This window comes from Giesbergeria anulus (assembly GCF_900111115.1).
GTDB classification, from domain to species: Bacteria; Pseudomonadota; Gammaproteobacteria; order Burkholderiales; family Burkholderiaceae_C; genus Simplicispira; species Simplicispira anulus.
Map to the genome: position 1 here is coordinate 88,167 of NZ_FOGD01000006.1, position 21,201 is coordinate 109,367.

The window sequence follows — 21,201 nt, forward strand, 5'->3', positions numbered from 1 at the left end:
GCCGGGTTACATAAGTGAAAAATCGCGCTCAAATTTCATCAGGTGCTGGCCGCCATCCACCAGCAGCGTGGTGCCGGTGATGGAGCGGTTTTCTAGCGCAAACTGCACTGTGGCCGCCACATCTTCTGGGGTGGACGAGCGCCCCAACGGGCTTAAACGGTGCAATTGCTGAAATTTTTCTTCCGTCAAAAAGGGGCTGGTCAGCGTCAGGCCCGGTGCCACCCCCACCACGCGCAAGCGCGGAGCCAAGGCCAGCGCCAGCATGGTGTTGGCTGCCTCTAGCGCTGCTTTAGACAGGGTGTAGCTGAAAAAATCGGGGTTTTGGTTCCAAAGTTTTTGGTCTAACAAGTTGACCACCGCCCCCTGCACTTGTGCCTCGCCCGCTGCGGCCCGCGCCTCTAGGTGCTGGTGCAGGGCTTGGGCCAACAGGATGGGGGTAGCGGTGTTGCTGCGCAAGTGCTTTTCTAGCGCAGTAAAGCCAAAGCTGGCGGCGTCATCGTGCTCAAACAGCGAGGCACTGTTGACCACCGCATCCACCGCACCAAAATGCGCCACCACTTGCGGCAGCAGGGCGCGCACAGCGGCTTCGTCGTCAAAGTCGGCGGCAAAGCAGGCGCTGGCTGTGCCCAAGGCTTGGCAGGCTGCCACGGTGCCCTGCGCTTGTGGGGCCGAACTGCGGTAATGCACGGCCACCTGCCAGCCCGCAGCAGCCAGCGTCAGGGCAATCTGGCGGCCCAAACGCCGGGCAGCGCCAGTGACCAGCACCGTACGGGCTGGGGGGCAAGAGAAGGATGAGTCAGACATTCAGAGACAATCCAGGCCGTGAACACAGAATACCCAAGTTTAACGACCGCCCTGCATCAGCATATTGTGCAGGCTATTGCCTCGGCTGACGGCTGGATTGGCTTTGACCGCTTTATGGCGCTGGCGCTGTACACGCCCGGCTTAGGCTATTACGCCAACGACAGCACCAAGTTTGGCCTATTGCCGCAATCGGGCAGCGATTTTGTCACGGCCCCGGAGCTATCGCCGCTGTTCGGCCAAACACTGGCCGTGCAGGTGGCCGAGGCGCTAGAACGCACCGGCACCCACGAAGTCTGGGAGTTTGGCGCAGGTTCGGGCGCGCTGGCGCTGCAATTGCTCGATACGCTGGGCGCAGCCGTGCAGCGCTACACCATTGTCGATCTGTCGGGCAGCCTGCGCGCACGCCAACAAACACTGCTGGCAGCCCACGAAGACAAGGTGCGCTGGATCGATGCCCTGCCTGAACAGTTTGAAGGCGTGATTGTGGGCAACGAAGTGCTAGACGCCATGCCGGTGCAACTGCTGGCGCGCCACGGCGGCGCGCAAGAGGGCGTTTGGCATGAACGCGGCGTGGCGCTAGGCGATGATGGCAGCTTCATTTGGGCCGATCAGCCCACCGCGCTGCGTCCGCCACTAGAGATTGAAGGCCCGCACGACTACCTGAGCGAAATCCACCCCCAAGCCGAGGCTTTTATCCACACCTTGGGGGATAGGCTCACGCGCGGCGCGGCCTTCTTCATTGACTACGGCTTTGGCGAGAGTGAGTACTACCACCCGCAGCGCTACATGGGCACAGTGATGTGCCACCGCGCACACCGCTCTGACGACAACCCGCTGGTGGATGTGGGCCTGAAAGACATCACCGCCCACGTCAACTTTACGGCGATGGCGCTGGCTGCCCAAGACCAAGCCCTGCCCGAAGGCATGGGCTGGAACGTGCTGGGCTACACCACGCAGGCGCATTTCCTCATTAACTGTGGTTTGGCGGCCCGCCTTGATCAGCAGCCACTGGCGCAACGCGCACAGGCGGCCAAACTCATCATGGAGCACGAAATGGGCGAGTTGTTCAAGGTGCTGGCGCTGTGCAAGGGCCAGCCTTGGGATGCTATCGGCTTTACCCGTGGCGACCGCACCCACCGGCTCTAGGCCAAGCCATGATCCGCTGGCTGATCGTTACTTTTTTGGCGCTGGTGCTCATCAACGGACTGGCCCCGTGGTTGCGCAAACTGGGGCTGGGGCGGCTGCCGGGGGATTTTTCGTTTAGGCTGTTGGGGCGGGATTGGTTTATTCCGCTGGCCAGCACCGTGCTGCTCAGTGTGTTGCTCAGTTTGGCCGTGAAGTGGTGGTGAAGACGCCTTGAATTTGGCAGCGCACGGCCTGATCTAAAAAGGCATTCGCTCCTGCCTGAAAGCTCCGCCATGACGCAAGCCCTGCATATCGTCTGCCCGCACTGCCACACCACCAACCGCGTGCAGGCTGCCCATCTGGGCAGCGCCCCCGACTGTGGCAGTTGCCATCGGCCCTTGTTTATGGGCGAGCCGCTGGCGCTGGACGAGCACAGCTTTGCCCGCCATGTGCAACGCAGCCATCTGCCGGTGCTGGTGGATTTTTGGGCCCCTTGGTGCGGCCCCTGCCGCCAGATGGCCCCGGCCTTTGCCCAAGCGGCGCGCCAATTGGAACCCCATTTTCGGCTAGCCAAACTCGATACCGAGGCGCACCCTGAGGTGGCCGCCCCCTATGGCATCCGCAGCATCCCAACAATGGTGCTGTTTCAGGGCGGGAAGCAGTTGGCGCGCATCTCCGGCGCACTGAGCGCGCCAGACATTGTTCGCTGGGTGCAATCGGTGCGCGGCTAAACAGCGCTGCTGCCCAGCCACTGCGCCAGCGCCTGCACCCGCGCCGCCTGGATGGCATTGCCCACCGCCTTGCCCTGTTGGCCTCGGGCCGCCGCCAGCGCCGCCACGTCGGCGGTCACTACCGACAAAGCAGCGTGCAAAGCTGCGTTCAGGCGTGCACGCTGGGGATAAGCGCTCTCCTCAAAGCCCAGCCGCCCACGGGCATCACACTCGCAGGCTTGCAAAATCTCATCGAGCCGCGCCGGTTTGCGGATGGCATCGCAGCGCTCCAACAAACGCAGCAGGGCAACGGCCCCCAATTCACCACTGCGGTGGATATTGCCGTGCTCGCGGGCCACGACGTCGGCCAGCTCTTTGCAGTCGGTGGGCACGCGCAGGCGCTCACACAACCCTTTGAGCAATTTGGCACTGCGCTGCTCGTGGCCGATATGGCGCGGCAGCATATCGGCAGGCGTTGTGCCCTTGCCCAAATCGTGCATGAGGCAAGCCAAGCGCACCGTGAGCGGCGCTTGCAGGCGCGCCGCCATGTCCAGCACCATCATCAGATGCACGCCGGTATCTACCTCCGGGTGGTACTCAGCGCGCTGGGGCACACCCCACAGACGATCCACCTCAGGCAGCACTACGCACAGCGCGCCGCACTGGCGCAGCACCTCGAACATGCGCGAGGGTAGCGGCTCCATCAGCCCCCGGCTGATTTCTTGCCAGACACGCTCAGGCACCAAATGGTCAGCCTCGCCATGCTCCACCATCGAGCGCATCAGCACCAGCGTCTCTGGGGCCACCGAAAAATCGGTAAAGCGGGCGGCAAACCGCGCCACGCGCAAAATACGCACCGGGTCATCGTGGAAAGCATCCGTCACATGGCGCAGCACCTTGTCGCGCAAGTCCTGCACGCCGCCATACGGGTCTACCAGACTCTCTGGCGTGACCGAGTCAGTGAGCGAGGCAATGGCGTTGATGGTTAAATCGCGCCGCGACAGGTCTTCTTCCAGCGTCACATCGGGCGAGGTTTGCACCACAAAGCCCCGGTAGCCACGCCCACTCTTGCGCTCAGTGCGCGCTAAGGCGTATTCCTCGCGGGTTTGCGGGTGCAAAAACACCGGAAAATCGCGCCCCACCGCCAAAAAACCTTGGGCCACCATGTGTTCGGGCGTGGCCCCTACCACCACCCAGTCGTGGTCATTGACCGGGCGGCCCAACAGGCGGTCGCGCACCGCGCCGCCGACCATATAAATTTTCATCAGCGCGAGTGTAGAGCGTGCCACGCCGCCCTGCGCTACGGTGCTGGCTTTATACCGGCCACACCACCCCGTTGTCATTGAGGATGGCGTCCAGCGGCTGGTCGTGCGGCTCCGGCTCAAAGTCATCGACATAGGCATTGGTATAGCCTAGGCCCACAGTGGTTGGGCGCGGCTGCAAGGCGGCCAGCGTGCGGTCATAAAAGCCACCGCCATAGCCTAGCCGGTAGCCGCCGGGGCCATAACCCACACAGGGCACAAACAGCAGCGTGGGCACAATCAGCTCGGTGTCTTTGGGTTTAGGGATGCCGTAGGCATCTTCTTCCATCGGGCAGCCGGGGTACCAAACGTGGAAGGTTAGCGTTTTGTGCTGCTTGTTAATCACCGGCAGGCCAATGCGGCGGCGCTGGGGCTCGTCCAGCAGCTCACCATCTTCCTTCCAGCGGTGCAAGGCGGGCAACGGGTCAAACTCGCCCTTGATGGGCCAATAGGCTCCAATCACCGCATCAGTGCGCTCGAGCAACCAGATACGCATCACTTGCTGAAGGTAGTCGGCACGTTGCAGGCGATTGGGCAGATTCAGGCGCTCGGCAATGAGAGCGCGACGCAAGGCTACTTTGTCCATCAGCGGATAATTCCTCCATGCAATTGCCCAAGATTCTGACACCGTTCGCCGCCACCGCCCTGTTGGCCTGCACCGCGCCTTTGGCGAGCACACCTACCCAGGTGGCGAGTGCCTTGCCTACTAGCGTGCCAGTACAAGCCCCCGCCAGCGCCAGCGGTGACGAGGTACTGCGCGAGATGCAACAAGCCTTTCGCAAAAATGACCGCAAAAAACTCACGCTGCTGTTGCCCGCCGCCCGTGGCCATGTGCTGGAGCCTTGGGCTGCCTATTGGGAGTTGCGCGCCCGCCTAGACGAGGCCAGTGCCGACGACATTAGCGCCTTTTTGCAGCGCTGGGCAGGCACCTACCAAGAAGACCGCTTGCGCAATGATTGGCTGTTGTTGCTAGGCCAGCGCCGCAACTGGACGCGCTTTGCCCAAGAGCACCCTCACTACCGCATGTCGGATGACCGCGAAGTGCGCTGCTACGCCCTGACGGTCGATTTACTGCGCAACAACAAGCCCGCCGCTGCGATTGCCGACGAAGTGCGCCGCCACTGGCACAACGCCCGCGATGCTGACGACGGCTGCACCTACGCCGCCAGTGAGTTGTTTGCCATGCGCCAACTGCCCGCGCTAGACGTCTGGCGCGAGGCGCGCCTGAGCATGGAAGCCAACCGCCCCCGTGCCGTGCGCAATGCCGTCATCATCGTGGCCCCAGAGGTGGCAGGCCAAATCAATGCCCTGCACGAAAAACCAGCCCAGTTTCTGCACAGCCGCGCCACCGCCGCAGGCCGCCCACGCCAAGAGCTGGTGGTGCTGGCGCTGATCCGGCTAGCCACCACCAACCCCGACAGCGCCGCCGAAATCCTAGAAAACAAATGGAGCGTCCACCTTAGCCCTGAAGAACGCCATTGGGTGTGGGGGGTGATTGGCAAACAAGCGGCCTTCAAGCTATCACCACTGGCACAAGGATATTTTGATAAGGTAGAGCGCGACGCCCACCTGCACGACGATCTGCTGGGCTGGAAAGCCCGCACCGCCTTGCGCACCGGCCAGTGGAAAACCGTACGCCAAGCCATTGACGCCATGAGCGATGAGGCCCGCCAAGACAGCACTTGGGTCTATTGGAAAGCCCGCGCCCTGCTGGCGAGCAAGCCCTCCGAGGCCGAGCGCACCCAAGCGCGCACTTTGCTCGAAAGCATTGCCAGCCCACGCGGCTTTTATGAGCAATTAGCCACCGAAGAACTGGGCCGCAGCATTACCCTGCCCCCTGCGCCGCAGCCGCTCACCCCCGAAGAAAAAGCCGCCGCCCGCGCCAACCCTGGGCTACAGCGGGCGCTGTATGCCATCCAAATCGGCCTGCGCCCCGAAGGCACCCGCGAGTGGAACTACAGCACCAACCTGCACACCCCCGGCGGCATGAGCGACCGCGAGCTGCTGGCCGCTGCCGACTTGGCCTGCCAGCGCCAAGTCTGGGACCGCTGCATTAACACCAGCGAGCGCACGCGCAGCCTGATGGACTATACCCAGCGCTACCCCATGCCGTTCCAAAGCGCGGTGGTGGCGCGCAGCCAAGGCATTGGCCTTGACCCAGCCTATGTGTATGGCCTGATCCGCCAAGAAAGCCGCTTTATCATGGATGCGCGCTCCGGCGTTGGGGCCTCTGGGCTAATGCAGGTCATGCCCGCCACAGCGCGTTGGACAGCCAAAAAAATCGGCCTACAGGGCTTTACCCCTGAGCAAATCAACGACCGCGACACCAACATCACCATTGGCACCGCCTACCTCAAATTGGCGCTGGACGATTTTGCTGGCTCCATGCCAATGGCCGCTGCCGCCTACAACGCCGGGCCGGGCCGCCCACGCAACTGGCGCAACGGCCCAGTGCTCGACGCTGCCATCTGGGCCGAAAACGTGCCCTTTACCGAAACCCGCGACTATGTGAAAAAGGTGCTAGCCAACACCACCAACTACGCAGCGCTGCTCACGGGCCAGCCGCAATCGCTCAAGAGCCGCCTTGGCACCGTGGGGCCAAGAGATAGCGCCCAAGCGCTGCCCAACAAAGACCTGCCCTGAGCCACCCCACGCCCCTGCTGCCCCGAAAGCCCCCATGAGCCAACACCTGATCCACGACTACCTGCGCCAGCTTGACCTGATTAAAAAAGTCAGTGGCAGCCAGCGCGAAACCATCGTGCGCGAAGCATTTAAAGACCTGCTCAAGGCTTGGGGGCGGCAGCAAGGCTTGGTGTTTTTAGCCGAATACCCGCTCAAAACAGCGCACAAAACCAACATCAGTGTCGATGGGGCCTTGCTGCACGAATTGCGCATGCCTTTGGGCTACTGGGAGGCCAAAGACGCCGACGACAAGCTAGACGCAGAGGTAAGCAAAAAATTTGCCAAAGGCTACCCGCAAGACAACATTCTGTTTAGCGACGACATCACCGCCGTACTCTGGCAAAACCGGCAAGAGGTGTTGCGCTGCGACATGAGCGCCCCCGCCGCACTAGAAAAACTGCTCAAGCTGTTTTTTGGCTACGAGCGCCCCGAAATTGCCGGGTTTCGCAGCGCCGTAGCGCAGTTTAAAAACGACCTGCCCGCCGTGCTGCAAGCCCTGCGCAGCATGATTGACACCGCGCAGAGCAGCCACGCCCGGTTTCAGCAGGCGGCAGAAAAGTTTTTGCTCCACGCCCAAGAGGCGATTAACCCCAGCCTGAGCGCTGCCGATGTGCGCGAAATGCTGATTCAGCACATTTTGACGGAAGAAATTTTTGCCAAAGTGTTTGATGACAGCGATTTTCACCAGCACAACAATGTGGCGCGTGAACTTTATGCGCTGGAATCGGTATTTTTTACCGGCGCACTAAAAAAGCAAACCCTCAAGGGATTAGAGCCGTATTATGCTGCCATCCGCGCTGCTGCTGCGCAAATTGGCAGCCATAGCGAGAAGCAAACCTTTCTGAAAGTGATTTACGAAAACTTTTATAAGGTTTATAACACTAAGGCGGCTGACCGACTGGGCGTAGTATATACCCCCAATGAAATTGTGCGCTTTATGATTGAGGGGGCCGACTGGCTGTGTGAAAAATACTTTAGCAAGCACCTGATTGACGCTGGCGTAGATATTTTAGACCCGGCCACTGGCACCGGCACCTATATTTGTGAATTGCTAGAGCATTTTAGGGGCCAACCCAAAAAACTGGCACACAAATACGCCCACGAGCTGCATGCCAATGAAGTGGCTATTTTGCCTTATTATGTAGCCAATTTGAATATTGAGGCCACCTATGCTGCCATTACGGGTGATTATGCCGAGTTTCCTAGCCTGTGCTTTGTCGATACGCTAGACAATGTGGGCCAGCATACCGCAGCCAAGGGCAGCACGGTAGAAATGTTTGGCAGCGTGAGTGAAGAAAACGTGGCGCGCATCCAACGCCAAAACAGCAAGCATATTAGCGTGGTGATTGGCAACCCGCCTTACAATGCCAACCAAGCCAACGAAAACGACAACAACAAAAACCGCGAATACCAAGAAATTGACCGGCGCATTAAAGAAACCTACATTGCTGAAAGCACAGCCCAAAAAACCAAGCTATATGATATGTATGCCCGGTTTTTCCGCTGGGCCAGCGACCGGCTGGATGATAATGGTATTTTGGCCTTTGTGACCAACCGCAGTTTTATAGATGCGCGCACCTTTGATGGTTTTAGAAAAACCGTAGCGCAGGAGTTTAGCGAGCTCTATGTGGTTGATTTGGGCGGCGATGTACGCGCCAACCCCAAACTGAGCGGCACCAAGCATAATGTGTTTGGCATCCAAACGGGTGTGGCGATTAGCTTTTTTGTCAAGCGCCAGCGCCCAGCCCATGAGCAGCGCCCGGCCCGTGTGTTTTACAGCCGCCGCCCAGAAATGGAAACCGCCGACGACAAACTGGCTTGGCTGGCCCGCCAGCCGCTGCGGGCGCTGGAACTGGAAGAAATTACGCCCGATAAAAATGCCAACTGGGTTAATTTAACCGATAACGATTTTGAGATGCTGCTACCGCTGGCTAGCAAAGAAACCAAGGCAGCAAAAACGGCAGCGGGGGAACGGGCTATTTTTTCTTTGCACTCACTTGGTGCATCGACTAACCGGGATGATTGGGTTACAGACTTTTCATCTTCAAACTTGGAAAATAAGATGAAATTCTTCATCCAACACTATGAAAAACGAGTTGGATACAATTCAGCAGATGAAATAATTAAATGGTCAGAAACCCTACTACGAAGATGCAAAACAAACAAATCTGAAGTATTCAATTCGACACAAATTGGAAAAACTTTATACAGACCATTTGTTTCATTGGATTATTACAACTCAAATATTTATATTGACCGCCCTGGCCAAAGCAATGTATTTTTCCCTATCAACGGCAAAAATCCAACAATTTGTTTCATGATCGGCGATAGGCAGCCTTTTTCGATTATTAGCACCGGCATACTACCAAACCTAAATATGTTTTCAGCAGATGCTATTCAGTACGCTGGATTTTATCAATTTGATGGCATAGGCAACCGCATCGACAACATCACCGACTGGGCGCTAGAACAATTCAACCAGCATTACGCCCCTATCCTTGCCCAAGACTCCGCAGCACGCAGCATCAGCAAACAAGACATCTTCCACTACTGCTATGCCGTACTGCACAACCCTGCGTACCGCGAAAAATACGCACAAAACCTGAAACGCGAATTTCCGCGCATCCCCTTCTATACCGATTTTTGGCGCTGGGCCGACTGGGGCGCACAACTCGTGGCCTTGCACATCGGCTACGAAGCCGTGCCACCCTTTGCCCTCACCCGCACCGACCAGCCCGACACCAAAGCCCGCGCCGCTGGGCTGGCCCCCAAAGCCCAGCTCAAGGCCGACCCCACCGCAGGCACCATCACCCTCGATACCGAAACCACCTTGCACGGCATTCCACCCACCGCTTGGAGCTACAAACTGGGCAACCGCAGCGCCCTAGACTGGGTGCTAGACCAATACAAAGAACGCAAGCCCAAAGACCCGACCATCCGCGAAAAGTTTGATACCTACCGCTTTGCCGATTACAAAGACAAAGTGATTGATCTGCTGGCGCGTGTGACCAGCGTGAGCGTGCAAACCGTAGCCATCACCGAGGCCATGCGCGCCAGCACACGCTAGGCTACTAACCAGCATGCACGGGAAGTCCTGTCGTTCATAGGCATCAAGAGTATCTATCGGTTTGCTCGGTTTGATTGCTTTGATCGTGACCAAGTTACAATTGGTCACTGCAATGTACAGGCCAAGTGGCGTTCTGTCACCACCTGAACGACAAAAAAATATCCATGACATCTATATTCAAAAAACACCACACCCTTGGTTTAGGTCAGAAATTAGCCGTTGCTAACTTTGTATTGGTCTCTATCGTCTTGGCGGTGTTAATTGGATTGATCGGATTTTTTGTTTCAAAAAACATTGAGCACAGAGCCGAGGACGAACTAAACCAGCATATCCACATGATGGTTAGTTTCTTGGAAGCTACTGATGCCGATTTGTACCGGCGCGCAGAATTTCTGGGGAAAAGTTTTGCCCAGAATTTCTCTGGGAAATTTGAAATTTCTGGAGAAAAAATGCTGATCAAAGATCGGCAGGTGCCCATTTTTAGTGCCAATGGCAATATTATCAATCTCAATTATCAGGTGGTTGATAAATTCACACAAAGCACAGGTGCTATTGCCACGGTTTTTGTGAAAGATGGCAATGATTTTGTACGTGTGACCACCTCACTCAAAAACGAAAATGGCGAGCGTGCTGTAGGCACCGTGCTCGACACCACCCACCCAGGCTACCAAAAGGTGCAAAGTGGCAACTCGTACATGGGCATTGCCACCTTGTTTGGGCGGCGCTACATGACGCGCTACGACCCGATTAAAGATGCCAATGGTAATGTGCTAGGCATTTCTTTTATCGGGCTGGATTTTTCTGAATTCTTTGCCAACATGAAAGAGTCGATTAAGAAACTCAAGGTGGGCGCTTCAGGCTACTATTATATTTTGGACTCTAAGCCCGGCAAGAATATGGGCACACTGGTAGTGCATCCGGTGCTAGAAGGCAAAAACCTTCTGGACACCCAAGATGCAGACGGGCAATTTTTTATCCGCGAAATGCTGGAAAAGAAGAATGGAGTCCAATATTACAATTGGATGAATCCAGGCTCCGATGAAACCCATCCCCGCCGGAAGCTGATTGCCTATGCCCACCATGCCAACTGGGACTGGGTGATTGCCGCCAGCACCTATGTAGAAGAATACACCGCGCAGGCACACCAACTGATTTTCAGGTTTGCCATGTTGGGCTTGCTGGCAGTGGCTTTGCTGGCTGGGGCTTGGTTTGTATTTATCCGCCGCATGATTGTGCAACCCATCCAACAAGCCTGTGGCGTGGCCCAAACCTTGGCTGCAGGCGATTTATCGGGGCATCTGACCGCATCACGCCACGATGAAATTGGAGACTTGCTGCACGCCATGAACAGCATTGGCGAGGGCCTGACCCGTGTGGTGACTACGGTGCGCACCGGCTCGGAGAGCGTGGCCTTGGCCAGCGCCGAAATCGCCCAAGGCAACCAAGATTTAAGCACCCGCACCGCCAGCCAAGCCAGTGCCTTGGAGCAAACGGCGGCCTCTATGGAAGAGCTGGGAAGCACCGTGAAAGTCAATGCCGACCATTCGGCCACCGCCAACCATTTGGCACAAGGTGCCAGCCAAGTGGTGGTTGACAGCGGCCAAGTGGTGCAGCAGGTGGTGCAAACCATGAAAGGCATTGAGGCCAGCAGCCACCGCATTGCAGAAATCATCTCGGTGATTGATGGTATTGCCTTCCAGACCAATATCTTGGCCTTGAACGCTGCGGTAGAGGCTGCCCGCGCCGGAGAACAAGGCCGAGGTTTTGCCGTGGTAGCCAGTGAAGTGCGGGCGCTGGCCGGGCGCTCTGCACATGCAGCCCAAGAAATCAAAGACTTGATTAGCCACAGCGTAGGCGAAATTCAGCAAGGGGGCGTGCTGGTAGAAAAGGCCGGCCACACCATGCAATTGGCGATTGAAGAAATCCAGAAAGTGGCCTCGCTGATGCAGGAAATCAGCAACGCCAGCCATGAGCAAAACGCTGGCGTGCAGCAGGTGGGCGAGGCCATTATTCACATGGATCAGAGCACGCAACAAAATGCCGCACTGGTTGAAGAGATGGCCTCGGCGGCCAACAGCCTGCGCCAACAAGCCTCTGATCTGGTCAAAACGGTATCGGTGTTCAAGCTGGCGGCCCACCACAGCAACCCGTAGGCCAAGTCAGCGCCGCTTAGGTTTTGCGCTATGGTGTCGCCTCTGGAGGACACCCCTTGAGCAGCACCCACATTCAGCCCGGCCTGATCGCCCTGCACGGCAACCGTGCCGAAACCTTGGCTTCTACCGTTTTTGCTTGGCTGCGCCAGCACCCTCTGGCACCGCTAGAAGAAGAAGTAGTGCTGGTGCAAAGCAATGGCATGGCCGAATGGTTCAAGATGCTGCAAGCCAGTGGCGATGGCATTTGCGCCGCCGCGCGTGTCGAGCTGCCGTCGCGCTTTTTGTGGCGCACCTACCGGCAGGTGCTGGGCTGGGCACAGGTGCCGCCCGAATCGCCGGTGGACAAAACGCCTTTAACGTGGCGTTTGATGCGCCACCTACCTGAATTGCTAGAAGTGCCCGACTTTGCGCCGGTGGCGCGCTTTCTGCATTCGGGCGAGCCAGATCGTTTGCTGTCTTTGTCTAGCCGCTTGGCCGATTTGTTTGACCAGTACCAAGTTTATCGCCCCGATTGGCTGGCCGACTGGAGCGCGGGCCACGATAGGCTGGGTGCGCCGGGGCGGCCCGATGTGGCTTTGCCGCCAGACCAACTCTGGCAGCCCCTGTTGTGGCGGGCCGTATTAGCAACGCTCACCGAGCGCGAGCGCAGTGCTATCCGGCCCCATATCCACCAGCGGGCGCTGCGCGTGCTGCACCAACCCCCAGGCCAAGGCCCAGCACTGGCGCACCCAGTGGCGCGGCGTGTGGTGCTGTTTGGCATGACCCATGTGCCGCTGCCGGTGTTGCAAGTGTTGGCCGCTTTGGCAGGGCACAGCCAAGTGCTGCTGGCTATTCCCAACCCCTGCCGCTTCCATTGGGCCGATACCATTGACGGGCGCGAGTTGCTGCGCATGGAGCGCCGACGCCAGCCCTTGCGTGACGGACGCGATTTGGCCGCCCTGCCGCTAGAGCAAATGCACGCCCACGCCCACCCCTTGCTGGCAGCATGGGGCCGCCAAGGGCGCGATTTTGTGCGCCAATTGGATGAGTTTGATGACGCCCAGCAGGCGCAGCAACGCTTTTCTTTGCCACGTGTCGATCTGTTTGACGAGGACGAAGACACGCCCGATACCCCCTTGCTCACCCAAGTGCAGCACCGCATCCGCGATTTGCTGCCACTGGCCGAGCACCCAGCCAGCACGCTACAGCCCACGGATCGCTCTATCGTCTTTCATGTCGCGCACAGTGCGCTGCGCGAAGTGCAAATTTTGCACGACCAACTGCTGCATCTGCTGGCGCAGCCGCCGGGGCAAAACGCCGCCTTGCAGCCACGCGATGTGGTGGTGATGGTGCCCGATATTGACCTGATGGCCCCCGCCATTCGGGCGGTGTTTGGTCAATATGGCCGCCACGATGCACGTTACATCCCGTTTGATATTACCGATTTGAGCGCACGGGCTAAAAGCCCGCTGGTCACGGCGCTGGAGTGGCTGCTGCGCCTGCCCCAACAGCGCTGCCGCCTGAGTGAGCTGCGCGATTTGCTCGATGTGCCAGCGGTAGCGGCGCGTTTTGACATTGCCGAAGACGCCCTAGGCCGCCTGACGCAGTGGATGGCGGGGGCGGGTATTCGCTGGGGCTTGAATGCGGCCCAACGGGCTGATTTGGGCCTAGACGCCTGTGGCGCACAAAACTCGGCCTTGTTTGGCTTGCAGCGTATGTTGTTGGGCTATGCCAGCGGCAGCACCAGCTTTGCGGGCCTAGAGCCTTATGCCGAAGTGGGCGGGCTAGAGGCGGAATTGGCCGGTGCCTTGGCCAGCCTGTTGCACCACCTAGAGCTGTGGCGCGTGCAGGCCCTAGAGCCTGCGGCCCCAGCGCAGTGGGCGGCGCGTTTCCGTGCCCTGTTGGCCGATATGGTGCAAGCGGTGGATGACACTGACCGCGAGATGCTGGCTGCACTAGAACAAGCCTTGGTGCGCTGGCAAGACGCCTGCACGCAAGCGCAGTTTGCGCAAGCCATCCCCTTGTCGGTGGCGCGCAAAGGCTGGCTCGATACCCTGCACGAACCGGCACTGGATGCGCGCTTTCGCGCCGGGGGCGTCACCTTTTGCACCCTGATGCCCATGCGCGCCGTGCCGTTTGAGGTGGTGTGCTTGCTGGGCATGAACGATGGCGACTATCCGCGCCGCGTGCCGCGCAGCGATTTCGATTTGATGGCCTTGCCCGGCCAGCACCGTCCGGGGGATCGCTCCCGCCAAAGCGACGACCGCCAGCTCATGCTAGAGGCCCTGCTGTCAGCGCGGCGCGTGCTGTATATCAGTTGGAGTGGCCGCAGCGTGCGCGACCACAGCGAGCAGCCGCCCTCGGTGCTGGTGTCGCAGTTGCGCGACTATCTGGCTTCTGGTTGGGGGGCCGCCGCACTGGCCGAGCGCACCACCGAGCACCCGCTACAACCCTTTAGCCGCCGTTATTTTGAAGGCCAGCCCGCGTTGTGGACTTTTGCCCGCGAATGGCGCGCCGCCCATGCCACGGCAGAGTCCACAGAAGCCACCCCGGCCCCAGTGGCGTGGGTGCCCGATGTGCAAGTGCCACTCACAGTAGCCAAGCTGGCAGCGTTTTTGCGCCACCCGGTCAAGACCTTTTTCCGCGAGCGTTTGGGCGTGGTGTGGGACAACTGGGATGAAGAACTGGCCGATGAGGAATCTTTTGGCCTCGCGGGTCTGCAAGAGTATGGCGTGGTACACACGGTGATGCAGCAAGTGCTGCTGGCCTTGGCTCCCCCCACTGGGGCGGCGCTGGCACCCGATACCTCGCCGGACGGTGTGGCCCGCTTGGTGGCCGTGCAGGTCGAGCGCCTGCGTGCTGCCGGGCAGTTGCCGCTGGGCGGCTTTGCTGCGCGCACGCAAAAGCAACTCACCCAAGCCCTGCTGCCGCTGTTGCAGGCATGGCAAGCAGCACAGGCGCAACACCCGGACACCACCGAGCGCCTGCCCTTGCGGTGGGTCAGTGCCGAGGCCCACAGCGCCACCATCGTGCTCGAAGACTGGCTCGATGGCCTGCGCCAAGGCGGCGAGGCTGGGCCAGTCTGGCTAGAACTGACCCCTTCGCGGCTATTACAAGGCGGAGCCAAACCGGTGGCGCGTGCCGATAGGCTGCTGCAACCTTGGGTGCGCAGCTTGGCCGCTGCCGCCAGTGGCGTGCCAGTGCGGGCCGTGCTGGTGGGGCGCGATGCCACCTTGCATCTGCCCACCTTGACGGTGGAACAGGCACAAGACACCTTGCACCGCTTGCTGCAACTGTGGCACGCCGGGATGCAAGAACCCCTACCGCTGGCCTTGCAGACAGCGCTGGCGCTGGTTCAAGGCAAAGAGGGCGAAGCGCTGAAGTGCTACGAGGGCGACTATCAGCGCGAGGGCGATGTGGCCGAGCCTTGTTTGGCCCGCGTCTATGCCGATTTTGAGGCACTGGGAGCCGATGGGCGTTTTCCGCGACTGGCGCAGCAGTTGTGCGCGCCCCTACTGGCTTGGGTGCAAACGGTAGACATCGTCCAGCATCCAGCGCACGATGATGAACTGGCAGGAGCAAGCGCATGAGCATGGCTTTGGATTCTTTAGAGTTTCCCCTGTGGGGCAGCCGCTTGATTGAGGCCAGTGCGGGCACGGGCAAAACGTGGACGATTGCCGCCCTCTACTTGCGCTTGGTGCTGGGCCACGGCGGCCCCAATGGCTTTACCCAGCCCTTGCGCCCCGCCGATATTTTGGTCATGACCTTTACCCGCGCCGCGACGCGTGAGCTGTCCGACCGCATCCGCTCACGCCTCTTAGAGGCGGCCCGGTGTTTTCGGGGCGAAACGCTGGTGCCCGAGGGTGATGATTTCCTGGCCGATCTGCTGGCTGCCTATCCGGATGGCCCGGCGCGCAGCAGCGCCGCTTGGCGCTTAGCCAGTGCTGCCGAGGGCATGGACGATGCCGCCATCCACACCATTGATGCGTGGTGCCAGCGTATGCTGCGCGAACACGCCTTTGACAGCGGCTGCCCCTTCGACGAAGAACTGGACGCCGACGAAAGCGCCCTGCAAACCGCCGCCGTGCAAGACTACTGGCGGCAAAACTGCTATCGCTTGCCCAGTGATCTGTTGGATGCAGTGTTGCAAGTCTGGCCCAGCGTCAATGCCTTGCTGCAAGATATGCGCAGCCTCAGCGCGCAAGAACTGCCCACAGAGGCTGGCGCTGGCAGCTTGGCCGAGAACCTCCAGCGCCAGCTAGACCAACGCCATGAGGCCATCGCACACCTCAAATCGGGTTGGGTAGAGCGCGCCCAAGCCCTGCAAGATTGGCTGGACAACCAAACCGCGCCCAAGGTCTGCCCTTGGGATCGGCGCAAGTTGGCCCCCGGCAACTACACCAAATGGCTGGCCGGTTTGAGCGCTTGGGCGCAAAGCCCCGACAGTGACGCCCTCGATTGGACGGATGCTGCCCGGCACCGCCTCAGCCCCGCTGGCGTATTAGAAGCACGCAAAGCCGATGCGCCCAGCATCACCTTGCCGCAAGATTTTCAGGCACTGGCTGACTTGTGGGCCGCGTTAGACGCCCTGCCGTCGGTAGCCGTGGCCTTGCGCCTGCACGCGGGTGCCCAAGTGCAGACACGCATGGCGCAGCTCAAACGCCAAGTAGCCAGCTTTGGCTTTGCCGATATGTTGCAGCGCCTGAACCAAGCCTTGGCGGGCGCAAACGGTGTGCGCCTGCGCGAGCGCATCATCACGCAATACCCAGTGGCGCTGGTCGATGAGTTTCAAGACACCTCGCCACAGCAATACCAGTTGTTTGCCCAGCTTTACCACCCCGCAAACAACGACCCCCACACCGCCCTGCTGCTGATTGGCGACCCCAAGCAATCCATCTACGGCTTTCGCGGGGCCGATATTTACAGCTATTTGGCCGCACGCCAAGCCACCGCCGGACGCCACTACGTTTTGGGCACCAATTACCGCTCCACGCAGGCGGTGGTAGAGGCCGTGAACCACCTTTTTGCCCAAGCCGAACAGCGCCCCGGTGCTGGGGCCTTTTTGTTCCGCCATGCCACCACACCCAACAACCCGCTGCCGTTTGTAGCCGTACAAGCCCAAGGCCGCGCCGAGCAGTTCCAAGACACCCACGGCAGCGTGCCTGCCTTGGCTTTGCACCACGACTTGGAGCTGCGCAACGCGCACGAGCACCGCCGCCTGTTTGCCGTGCTCTGTGCCGAGCGCATTGTCGGCTGGCTCAATGATGCACAAGCCGGATTTGTCACGCTGGGGCAGCCCCTGCAACGGCTGCGCCCTGCCGATATTGCCGTGCTGGTGCGCAACCGCATCGAGGCCGAAGCCGTGCGCCGCGAGCTGCGTCGGCGCGGCGTGGCCTCGGTGTATCTGTCGGATAAAAACTCGGTCTTCGATAGCGACGAGGCCGGTGATTTGCTGCACTGGTTGCAGGCCGTGGCCGCGCCGCTGGATGTGCGCCGCCTGCGCGCTGGGCTGGCTACCGGCACCATCGGTTTGTCGCTGCACGCACTGGCGCAACTGGCCAGCGATGAGGAAGCGCTAGACCAGCGCACCGAGCAGTTGCGCGGCTTGCACCACGTTTGGCAAACCCAAGGCGTGCTCACCATGCTGCACCAAACCCTGCACGAGCTGGATTTGCCCGCCCGTTGGCTGGCGCAGACCGGCGGCGAGCGGCGCTTGACCAATTTTTTGCATCTGGCCGAGTTGTTGCAAGACGCCAGCGCCGAGCTGAAAGGCGAGCAAGCACTGATCCGCTGGCTGGCCGAACAACTGGACTCCCAGCGCAGCGGCTCCGAAGAGCAAATCGTGCGCCTAGAAAGTGATGCCGATCTGGTCAAGGTGGTCACCATCCACAAAAGCAAGGGCTTGGAATACCCAGTGGTATGCCTGCCCTTTGCCAATAGCTTCAAGGCGGTGGAGCGCAAGGGCACCTCCTTTGTGCCACTGACCGATGAGGCCACCGGCCAGCGCCACCTGCATTTAGACCTGACCGATGCCGTGTTGGCCCAAGCCGACCACGAGCGCCTGCGCGAAGATATGCGCCTGCTCTACGTCGCCCTGACCCGTGCGCGCCATGCGCTGTGGCTGGGCTTTGCTGCCAGCAAAGACCCCCACAGCAGCCAAAAATGCATGGCCCATCGCAGTGCGCTGGGGGTGCTGCTGGGTGGCGATCAAGCCCGCGAGGCCGCCGACTGGGCCGGGCCGCTGCAAGCACTGGCCCAAGGGCAGACCGCACTGGCACTGCACGCAGTGGTGTGCCACGATGTGCGCGCCCTGCCCTGCACACGGCTGCACGCCCACAGCAACCCCGCTCCCCTGCTGCCCGCACAAACGTACCGGGCTGATTTTGACCGGCGCTGGAATGTGGGTAGCTTCTCGCAGTTGGTGCGCGGGGCCTCAGCGGTAGCCTCCTTGGGCGCGGTGCTGCCCCTGCCACGTCCTGCCGACGATGAGCGCCTAGAGGTAGTGGCCCCCACGCCGCGCCTGCCAGCACCCGCCAGCACCACGGATGAGGTCGCCGTCTGGCACCAATTTACCCGTGGCCCGGTGGTGGGCAATTTTTTGCATGACCAACTCGAATGGCTGGCGCGTGAGCAATTTGCTTTAGCCACCCAGCCCACCTTGGCCGAGCGCCTGCGCCAGCGCTGTGAGCGCGCCGGTTATACCGACGAGGCCGACGCAGTGGTGCAGTGGCTCAGTGCTGCCGTACAAACCGTGCTGCCGGGGGTGGGGGTAGCCTTGGACGCACTAGAACACACCCTGCCAGAAATGGAATTTTGGCTGCCCACCCAGCAGTTGCCCGCTGTGCAAGTCGATGCCCTGTGCCAGCACTATCTATGGCCGGGGCAAGAGCGGGCGCTGCTGCCGGAGCGCACCTTGCACGGTATGTTGATGGGCTTTGCCGATCTGGTGTTTGAGCAAGACGGGCGCTATTGGGTGCTCGACTACAAATCCAACTACTTGGGGCCAGACGCCAGCGCCTACCATGCAGAAGCGCTACAGCGCGCCATGCTTACCCACCGCTACGACGTGCAGGCCGCTTTGTACCTGCTGGCATTGCACCGCCTGCTGCGCCAGCGCCTCGGCAGCCAGTATGAACCCGCGCAGCATCTGGGTGGCGCGCTGTACCTGTTTTTGCGCGGCATTGATGGGCCGCAAGCGGGTGTGGTCACGGTGGCGGCTGATCCGGCCTTGGTGGCGGCATTTGATGCCCTGCTCGGCGATGCTGGCCCCTCGCTTTAAAGAACCCGTTTCCGGAGTTGCCTGTGATGTCTGAGTCTGTTGCATTGACCGTGGATACGGCCCCCCTCCCTGTAGCGGCCACCCCGGCAGAAACGCTCCAAACCCTGCGCCAGTGGAGCGAATGGGGCTGGCTGCGCCGCCTAGACAGCGCCTTGGCCGCTTGGGTGGCAGACCTCGATGCCCACGCCGAACCAGCCTTGCTAGTAGCCACTGCACTGCTCACGCACTTAGAAGGGCGCGGGCATACCTGTTTGCCACTGGCCCCACTGCTGACCCGACCAGAGGCCGTATTGGGCTGGCCGGGCGAAGCACTTGATGCCCTGCAAGCCCTCTGGGCCAGCTTGCCACCCACCTTGGCGGAGTGGCGCGCTGCCCTGTGCAGCAGTCCGGTGATCTATGACGCCAGCGGGCTGGGCCAAGATGGCGGCCAACCCTTGGTGCTGGGCGGCACCGCGCAAGCTCCCCGGCTCTATCTGCGCCGCTATTGGACATACGAGCAGGCGGTGGTGCAGCAGGTAATCGAGCGTACAGCCGCCCCGCTGGCGGTGGATATGCCAGCAGTCAAGCGCTGGCTAGATGCTCTGTTTGATGCGCCTGCCCATCCTAGCCACCGCCCCAACTGGCAAAAGCTGGCCTGTGCCATCGCCTTGCGCGGGCGGCTCTCGGTCATCACCGGGGGGCCGGGCACAGGAAAAACCTACACCGCCGCCCGTCTGCTGGCGCTGCTGTTTGCCATCGATCCGCAGCCCCAGCGTCTGCGCGTGGCCTTGGCGGCCCCTACGGGCAAGGCCGCAGCACGGCTCAAGCAGTCGATTGATGCGGCGCTGGCCGGTTTGCATGAGCGTGTGGGCGATACGCTCGACTTGACCGCACTCACCCAGCGCATGGGGCCAGCCCGCACCCTGCACGCCCTGCTAGGGGCGCGGCCCGATACGCGCCAGTTTCAGTACCACGCGGGCCGTCCGCTGGATGTGGATGTGCTCATCGTCGATGAAGCCTCGATGGTGCATCTGGAAATGATGGCCTCCTTGCTGGCAGCGTTGCCCACTACAGCACGGCTGATTTTGCTCGGAGACAAAGACCAACTGGCCTCGGTCGAAGCCGGGGCCGTGCTGGGCGATCTGTGCCGCGATGCCCAAGCAGGCCGCTACAGTGTGGATACCGCACAGTACGCCCTAAACGCCACTGGGCAGCCCTTGCCAGCGGCCTATCTGGCCGCCACTGGCAGCGCCGCGCCCGCTTTGGCGCAACACACCGTGATGCTGCGCCAAAGCCATCGGTTTGAAGGCGCAATCGGCGCTTTGGCGGTGGCCGTCAATGGCGGTGATGTGGCTGCGGCGCGGCAATTGTTGGCCCACGACGCCCAACGCGCCTTGGCCCGCATCAACGCCGACCATGCCGCGCAAGTTTTACCCTTGGCCGTGCGGGGCCGCGACGGCACCGGGGCCAGCTATCGCTGCTACCTCGAAGCCTTGGCCCAACGCCCCCCTGCTAGCGATACGCAGGCGCAAGAAGACTGGGTGCGCCGCATCTTGCGCGAGTTTGAGCGCTTTCGCATCTTATGTACGGTGCGCGAGGGCGACTGGGGTGTCAGCGGCCTCAACCGAGCCATAGAGCAGCAATTGCACAAAGACAAGCTGTTGCAAGCACGCGGCGAGTGGTATCCAGGCCGCCCAGTGATGGTCACGCGCAACGACCCGGTGCTGGGCGTGTTCAATGGCGATATTGGCATCACCTTGCCATCCATCCAACACAGTGGCCGTGTGGGCAGTTTGCGCGTCTATTTTGCTGATGGGCCGCAACTGCGCTCGGTGGGGGTAGGCCGCTTGGCCCATGTCGAAACAGCCTTTGCCATGACGGTACACAAAAGCCAAGGCTCAGAGTTTGAGCACACTGTGCTGGTGCTGCCACCCCACGCCGGGCCAGTGCTAAGCCGCGAACTGGTCTATACCGGCATTACCCGTGCGCGCCAAGCCTTCACGCTGGTATCGGCACAGCAGGGGCTGCTCAGTGCCGCTTTGCGCCAGCCCACGCAACGGGCCAGTGGCTTGCAGGAACTGTTGCAGCAAGGGCTAATCTAATGGGTTGTGGGCGCTTTCAA

The 21,201-nt window shown here is 60.6% G+C and carries 12 protein-coding genes; 9 read left to right on the forward strand and 3 right to left on the reverse strand.

Annotation, left to right across the window (positions count from 1 at the left end; genetic code table 11):
- Nucleotides 1-6: 6 nt before the first annotated feature.
- Nucleotides 7-804 (reverse strand): SDR family oxidoreductase, encoded by a 798-nt coding sequence (locus tag BMX55_RS10345; protein ID WP_091457061.1) that lies wholly within the window; start codon nucleotides 802-804, stop codon nucleotides 7-9.
- 9 nt (nucleotides 805-813) lie between these two features.
- Here BMX55_RS10345 and BMX55_RS10350 point away from each other — a divergent pair, with 9 nt between their 5' ends.
- From BMX55_RS10350 to trxC, 3 genes are all read left to right on the forward strand, one after another.
- Entirely contained in the window at nucleotides 814-1,950 is a 1,137-nt protein-coding gene (locus BMX55_RS10350) for a class I SAM-dependent methyltransferase (RefSeq protein ID WP_245751398.1), read from the forward strand.
- Between the two features lie 8 nt (nucleotides 1,951-1,958).
- Nucleotides 1,959-2,153, forward strand: coding sequence for a DUF2905 domain-containing protein (locus BMX55_RS10355; RefSeq protein WP_091457064.1), 195 nt, complete (start codon nucleotides 1,959-1,961; stop codon nucleotides 2,151-2,153).
- Between the two features lie 69 nt (nucleotides 2,154-2,222).
- Nucleotides 2,223-2,660 (forward strand): thioredoxin TrxC, encoded by a 438-nt coding sequence (gene trxC / locus BMX55_RS10360; protein ID WP_091457066.1) that lies wholly within the window; start codon nucleotides 2,223-2,225, stop codon nucleotides 2,658-2,660.
- Here the strand turns inward: trxC and BMX55_RS10365 are convergent.
- Together BMX55_RS10365 and BMX55_RS10370 are read right to left on the reverse strand one after the other, a co-directional pair.
- The gene (locus tag BMX55_RS10365) at nucleotides 2,657-3,904 is read right to left on the reverse strand and encodes a multifunctional CCA addition/repair protein (RefSeq protein ID WP_091457069.1); all 1,248 of its coding nucleotides are present in this window, start codon (nucleotides 3,902-3,904) and stop codon (nucleotides 2,657-2,659) included. The two genes, trxC and BMX55_RS10365, sit on opposite strands and share 4 nt — an antisense overlap.
- A gap of 49 nt (nucleotides 3,905-3,953) precedes the next feature.
- On the reverse strand, nucleotides 3,954-4,526 hold the full coding sequence (locus tag BMX55_RS10370; protein ID WP_091457072.1) for a 5-formyltetrahydrofolate cyclo-ligase: 573 nt from the start codon (nucleotides 4,524-4,526) through the stop codon (nucleotides 3,954-3,956).
- A 17-nt stretch (nucleotides 4,527-4,543) separates the two neighbouring features.
- Here BMX55_RS10370 and BMX55_RS10375 point away from each other — a divergent pair, with 17 nt between their 5' ends.
- From BMX55_RS10375 to recD, 6 genes are all read left to right on the forward strand, one after another.
- Nucleotides 4,544-6,583: a lytic transglycosylase domain-containing protein gene (locus BMX55_RS10375; RefSeq protein ID WP_091457074.1), complete on the forward strand. Its 2,040-nt coding sequence runs from the start codon at nucleotides 4,544-4,546 to the stop codon at nucleotides 6,581-6,583.
- Between the two features lie 34 nt (nucleotides 6,584-6,617).
- Nucleotides 6,618-9,689: a type ISP restriction/modification enzyme gene (locus BMX55_RS10380; RefSeq protein ID WP_091457078.1), complete on the forward strand. Its 3,072-nt coding sequence runs from the start codon at nucleotides 6,618-6,620 to the stop codon at nucleotides 9,687-9,689.
- A gap of 164 nt (nucleotides 9,690-9,853) precedes the next feature.
- The gene (locus BMX55_RS10385) at nucleotides 9,854-11,842 is read left to right on the forward strand and encodes a methyl-accepting chemotaxis protein (RefSeq protein WP_091457081.1); all 1,989 of its coding nucleotides are present in this window, start codon (nucleotides 9,854-9,856) and stop codon (nucleotides 11,840-11,842) included.
- 56 nt (nucleotides 11,843-11,898) lie between these two features.
- Nucleotides 11,899-15,411: an exodeoxyribonuclease V subunit gamma gene (gene recC, locus BMX55_RS10390; protein WP_091457084.1), complete on the forward strand. Its 3,513-nt coding sequence runs from the start codon at nucleotides 11,899-11,901 to the stop codon at nucleotides 15,409-15,411.
- A complete protein-coding gene (gene recB, locus BMX55_RS10395) occupies nucleotides 15,408-19,100 on the forward strand; it encodes an exodeoxyribonuclease V subunit beta (RefSeq protein ID WP_091457088.1) in 3,693 nt (1,230 codons plus the stop codon). Before recC ends, recB begins: the two co-directional genes overlap by 4 nt.
- 26 nt (nucleotides 19,101-19,126) lie before the next feature.
- Complete coding sequence (gene recD / locus BMX55_RS10400; RefSeq protein ID WP_091457091.1) at nucleotides 19,127-21,181, forward strand: exodeoxyribonuclease V subunit alpha; 2,055 nt, start codon at nucleotides 19,127-19,129, stop codon at nucleotides 21,179-21,181.
- Nucleotides 21,182-21,201 lie beyond the last annotated feature (20 nt).

Bases quoted from the DNA above. Each gene is read 5' to 3' on its own strand.
- BMX55_RS10345 (WP_091457061.1), bottom strand. From the start codon at position 804: ATGTCTGACTCATCCTTCTCTTGCCCCCCAGCCCGTACGGTGCTGGTC.
- BMX55_RS10355 (WP_091457064.1), top strand. From the start codon at position 1,959: ATGATCCGCTGGCTGATCGTTACTTTTTTGGCGCTGGTGCTCATCAAC.
- trxC (WP_091457066.1), top strand. From the start codon at position 2,223: ATGACGCAAGCCCTGCATATCGTCTGCCCGCACTGCCACACCACCAAC.
- BMX55_RS10365 (WP_091457069.1), bottom strand. From the start codon at position 3,904: ATGAAAATTTATATGGTCGGCGGCGCGGTGCGCGACCGCCTGTTGGGC.
- BMX55_RS10370 (WP_091457072.1), bottom strand. From the start codon at position 4,526: ATGGACAAAGTAGCCTTGCGTCGCGCTCTCATTGCCGAGCGCCTGAAT.
- BMX55_RS10375 (WP_091457074.1), top strand. From the start codon at position 4,544: ATGCAATTGCCCAAGATTCTGACACCGTTCGCCGCCACCGCCCTGTTG.
- BMX55_RS10380 (WP_091457078.1), top strand. From the start codon at position 6,618: ATGAGCCAACACCTGATCCACGACTACCTGCGCCAGCTTGACCTGATT.
- BMX55_RS10385 (WP_091457081.1), top strand. From the start codon at position 9,854: ATGACATCTATATTCAAAAAACACCACACCCTTGGTTTAGGTCAGAAA.
- recB (WP_091457088.1), top strand. From the start codon at position 15,408: ATGAGCATGGCTTTGGATTCTTTAGAGTTTCCCCTGTGGGGCAGCCGC.
- recD (WP_091457091.1), top strand. From the start codon at position 19,127: ATGTCTGAGTCTGTTGCATTGACCGTGGATACGGCCCCCCTCCCTGTA.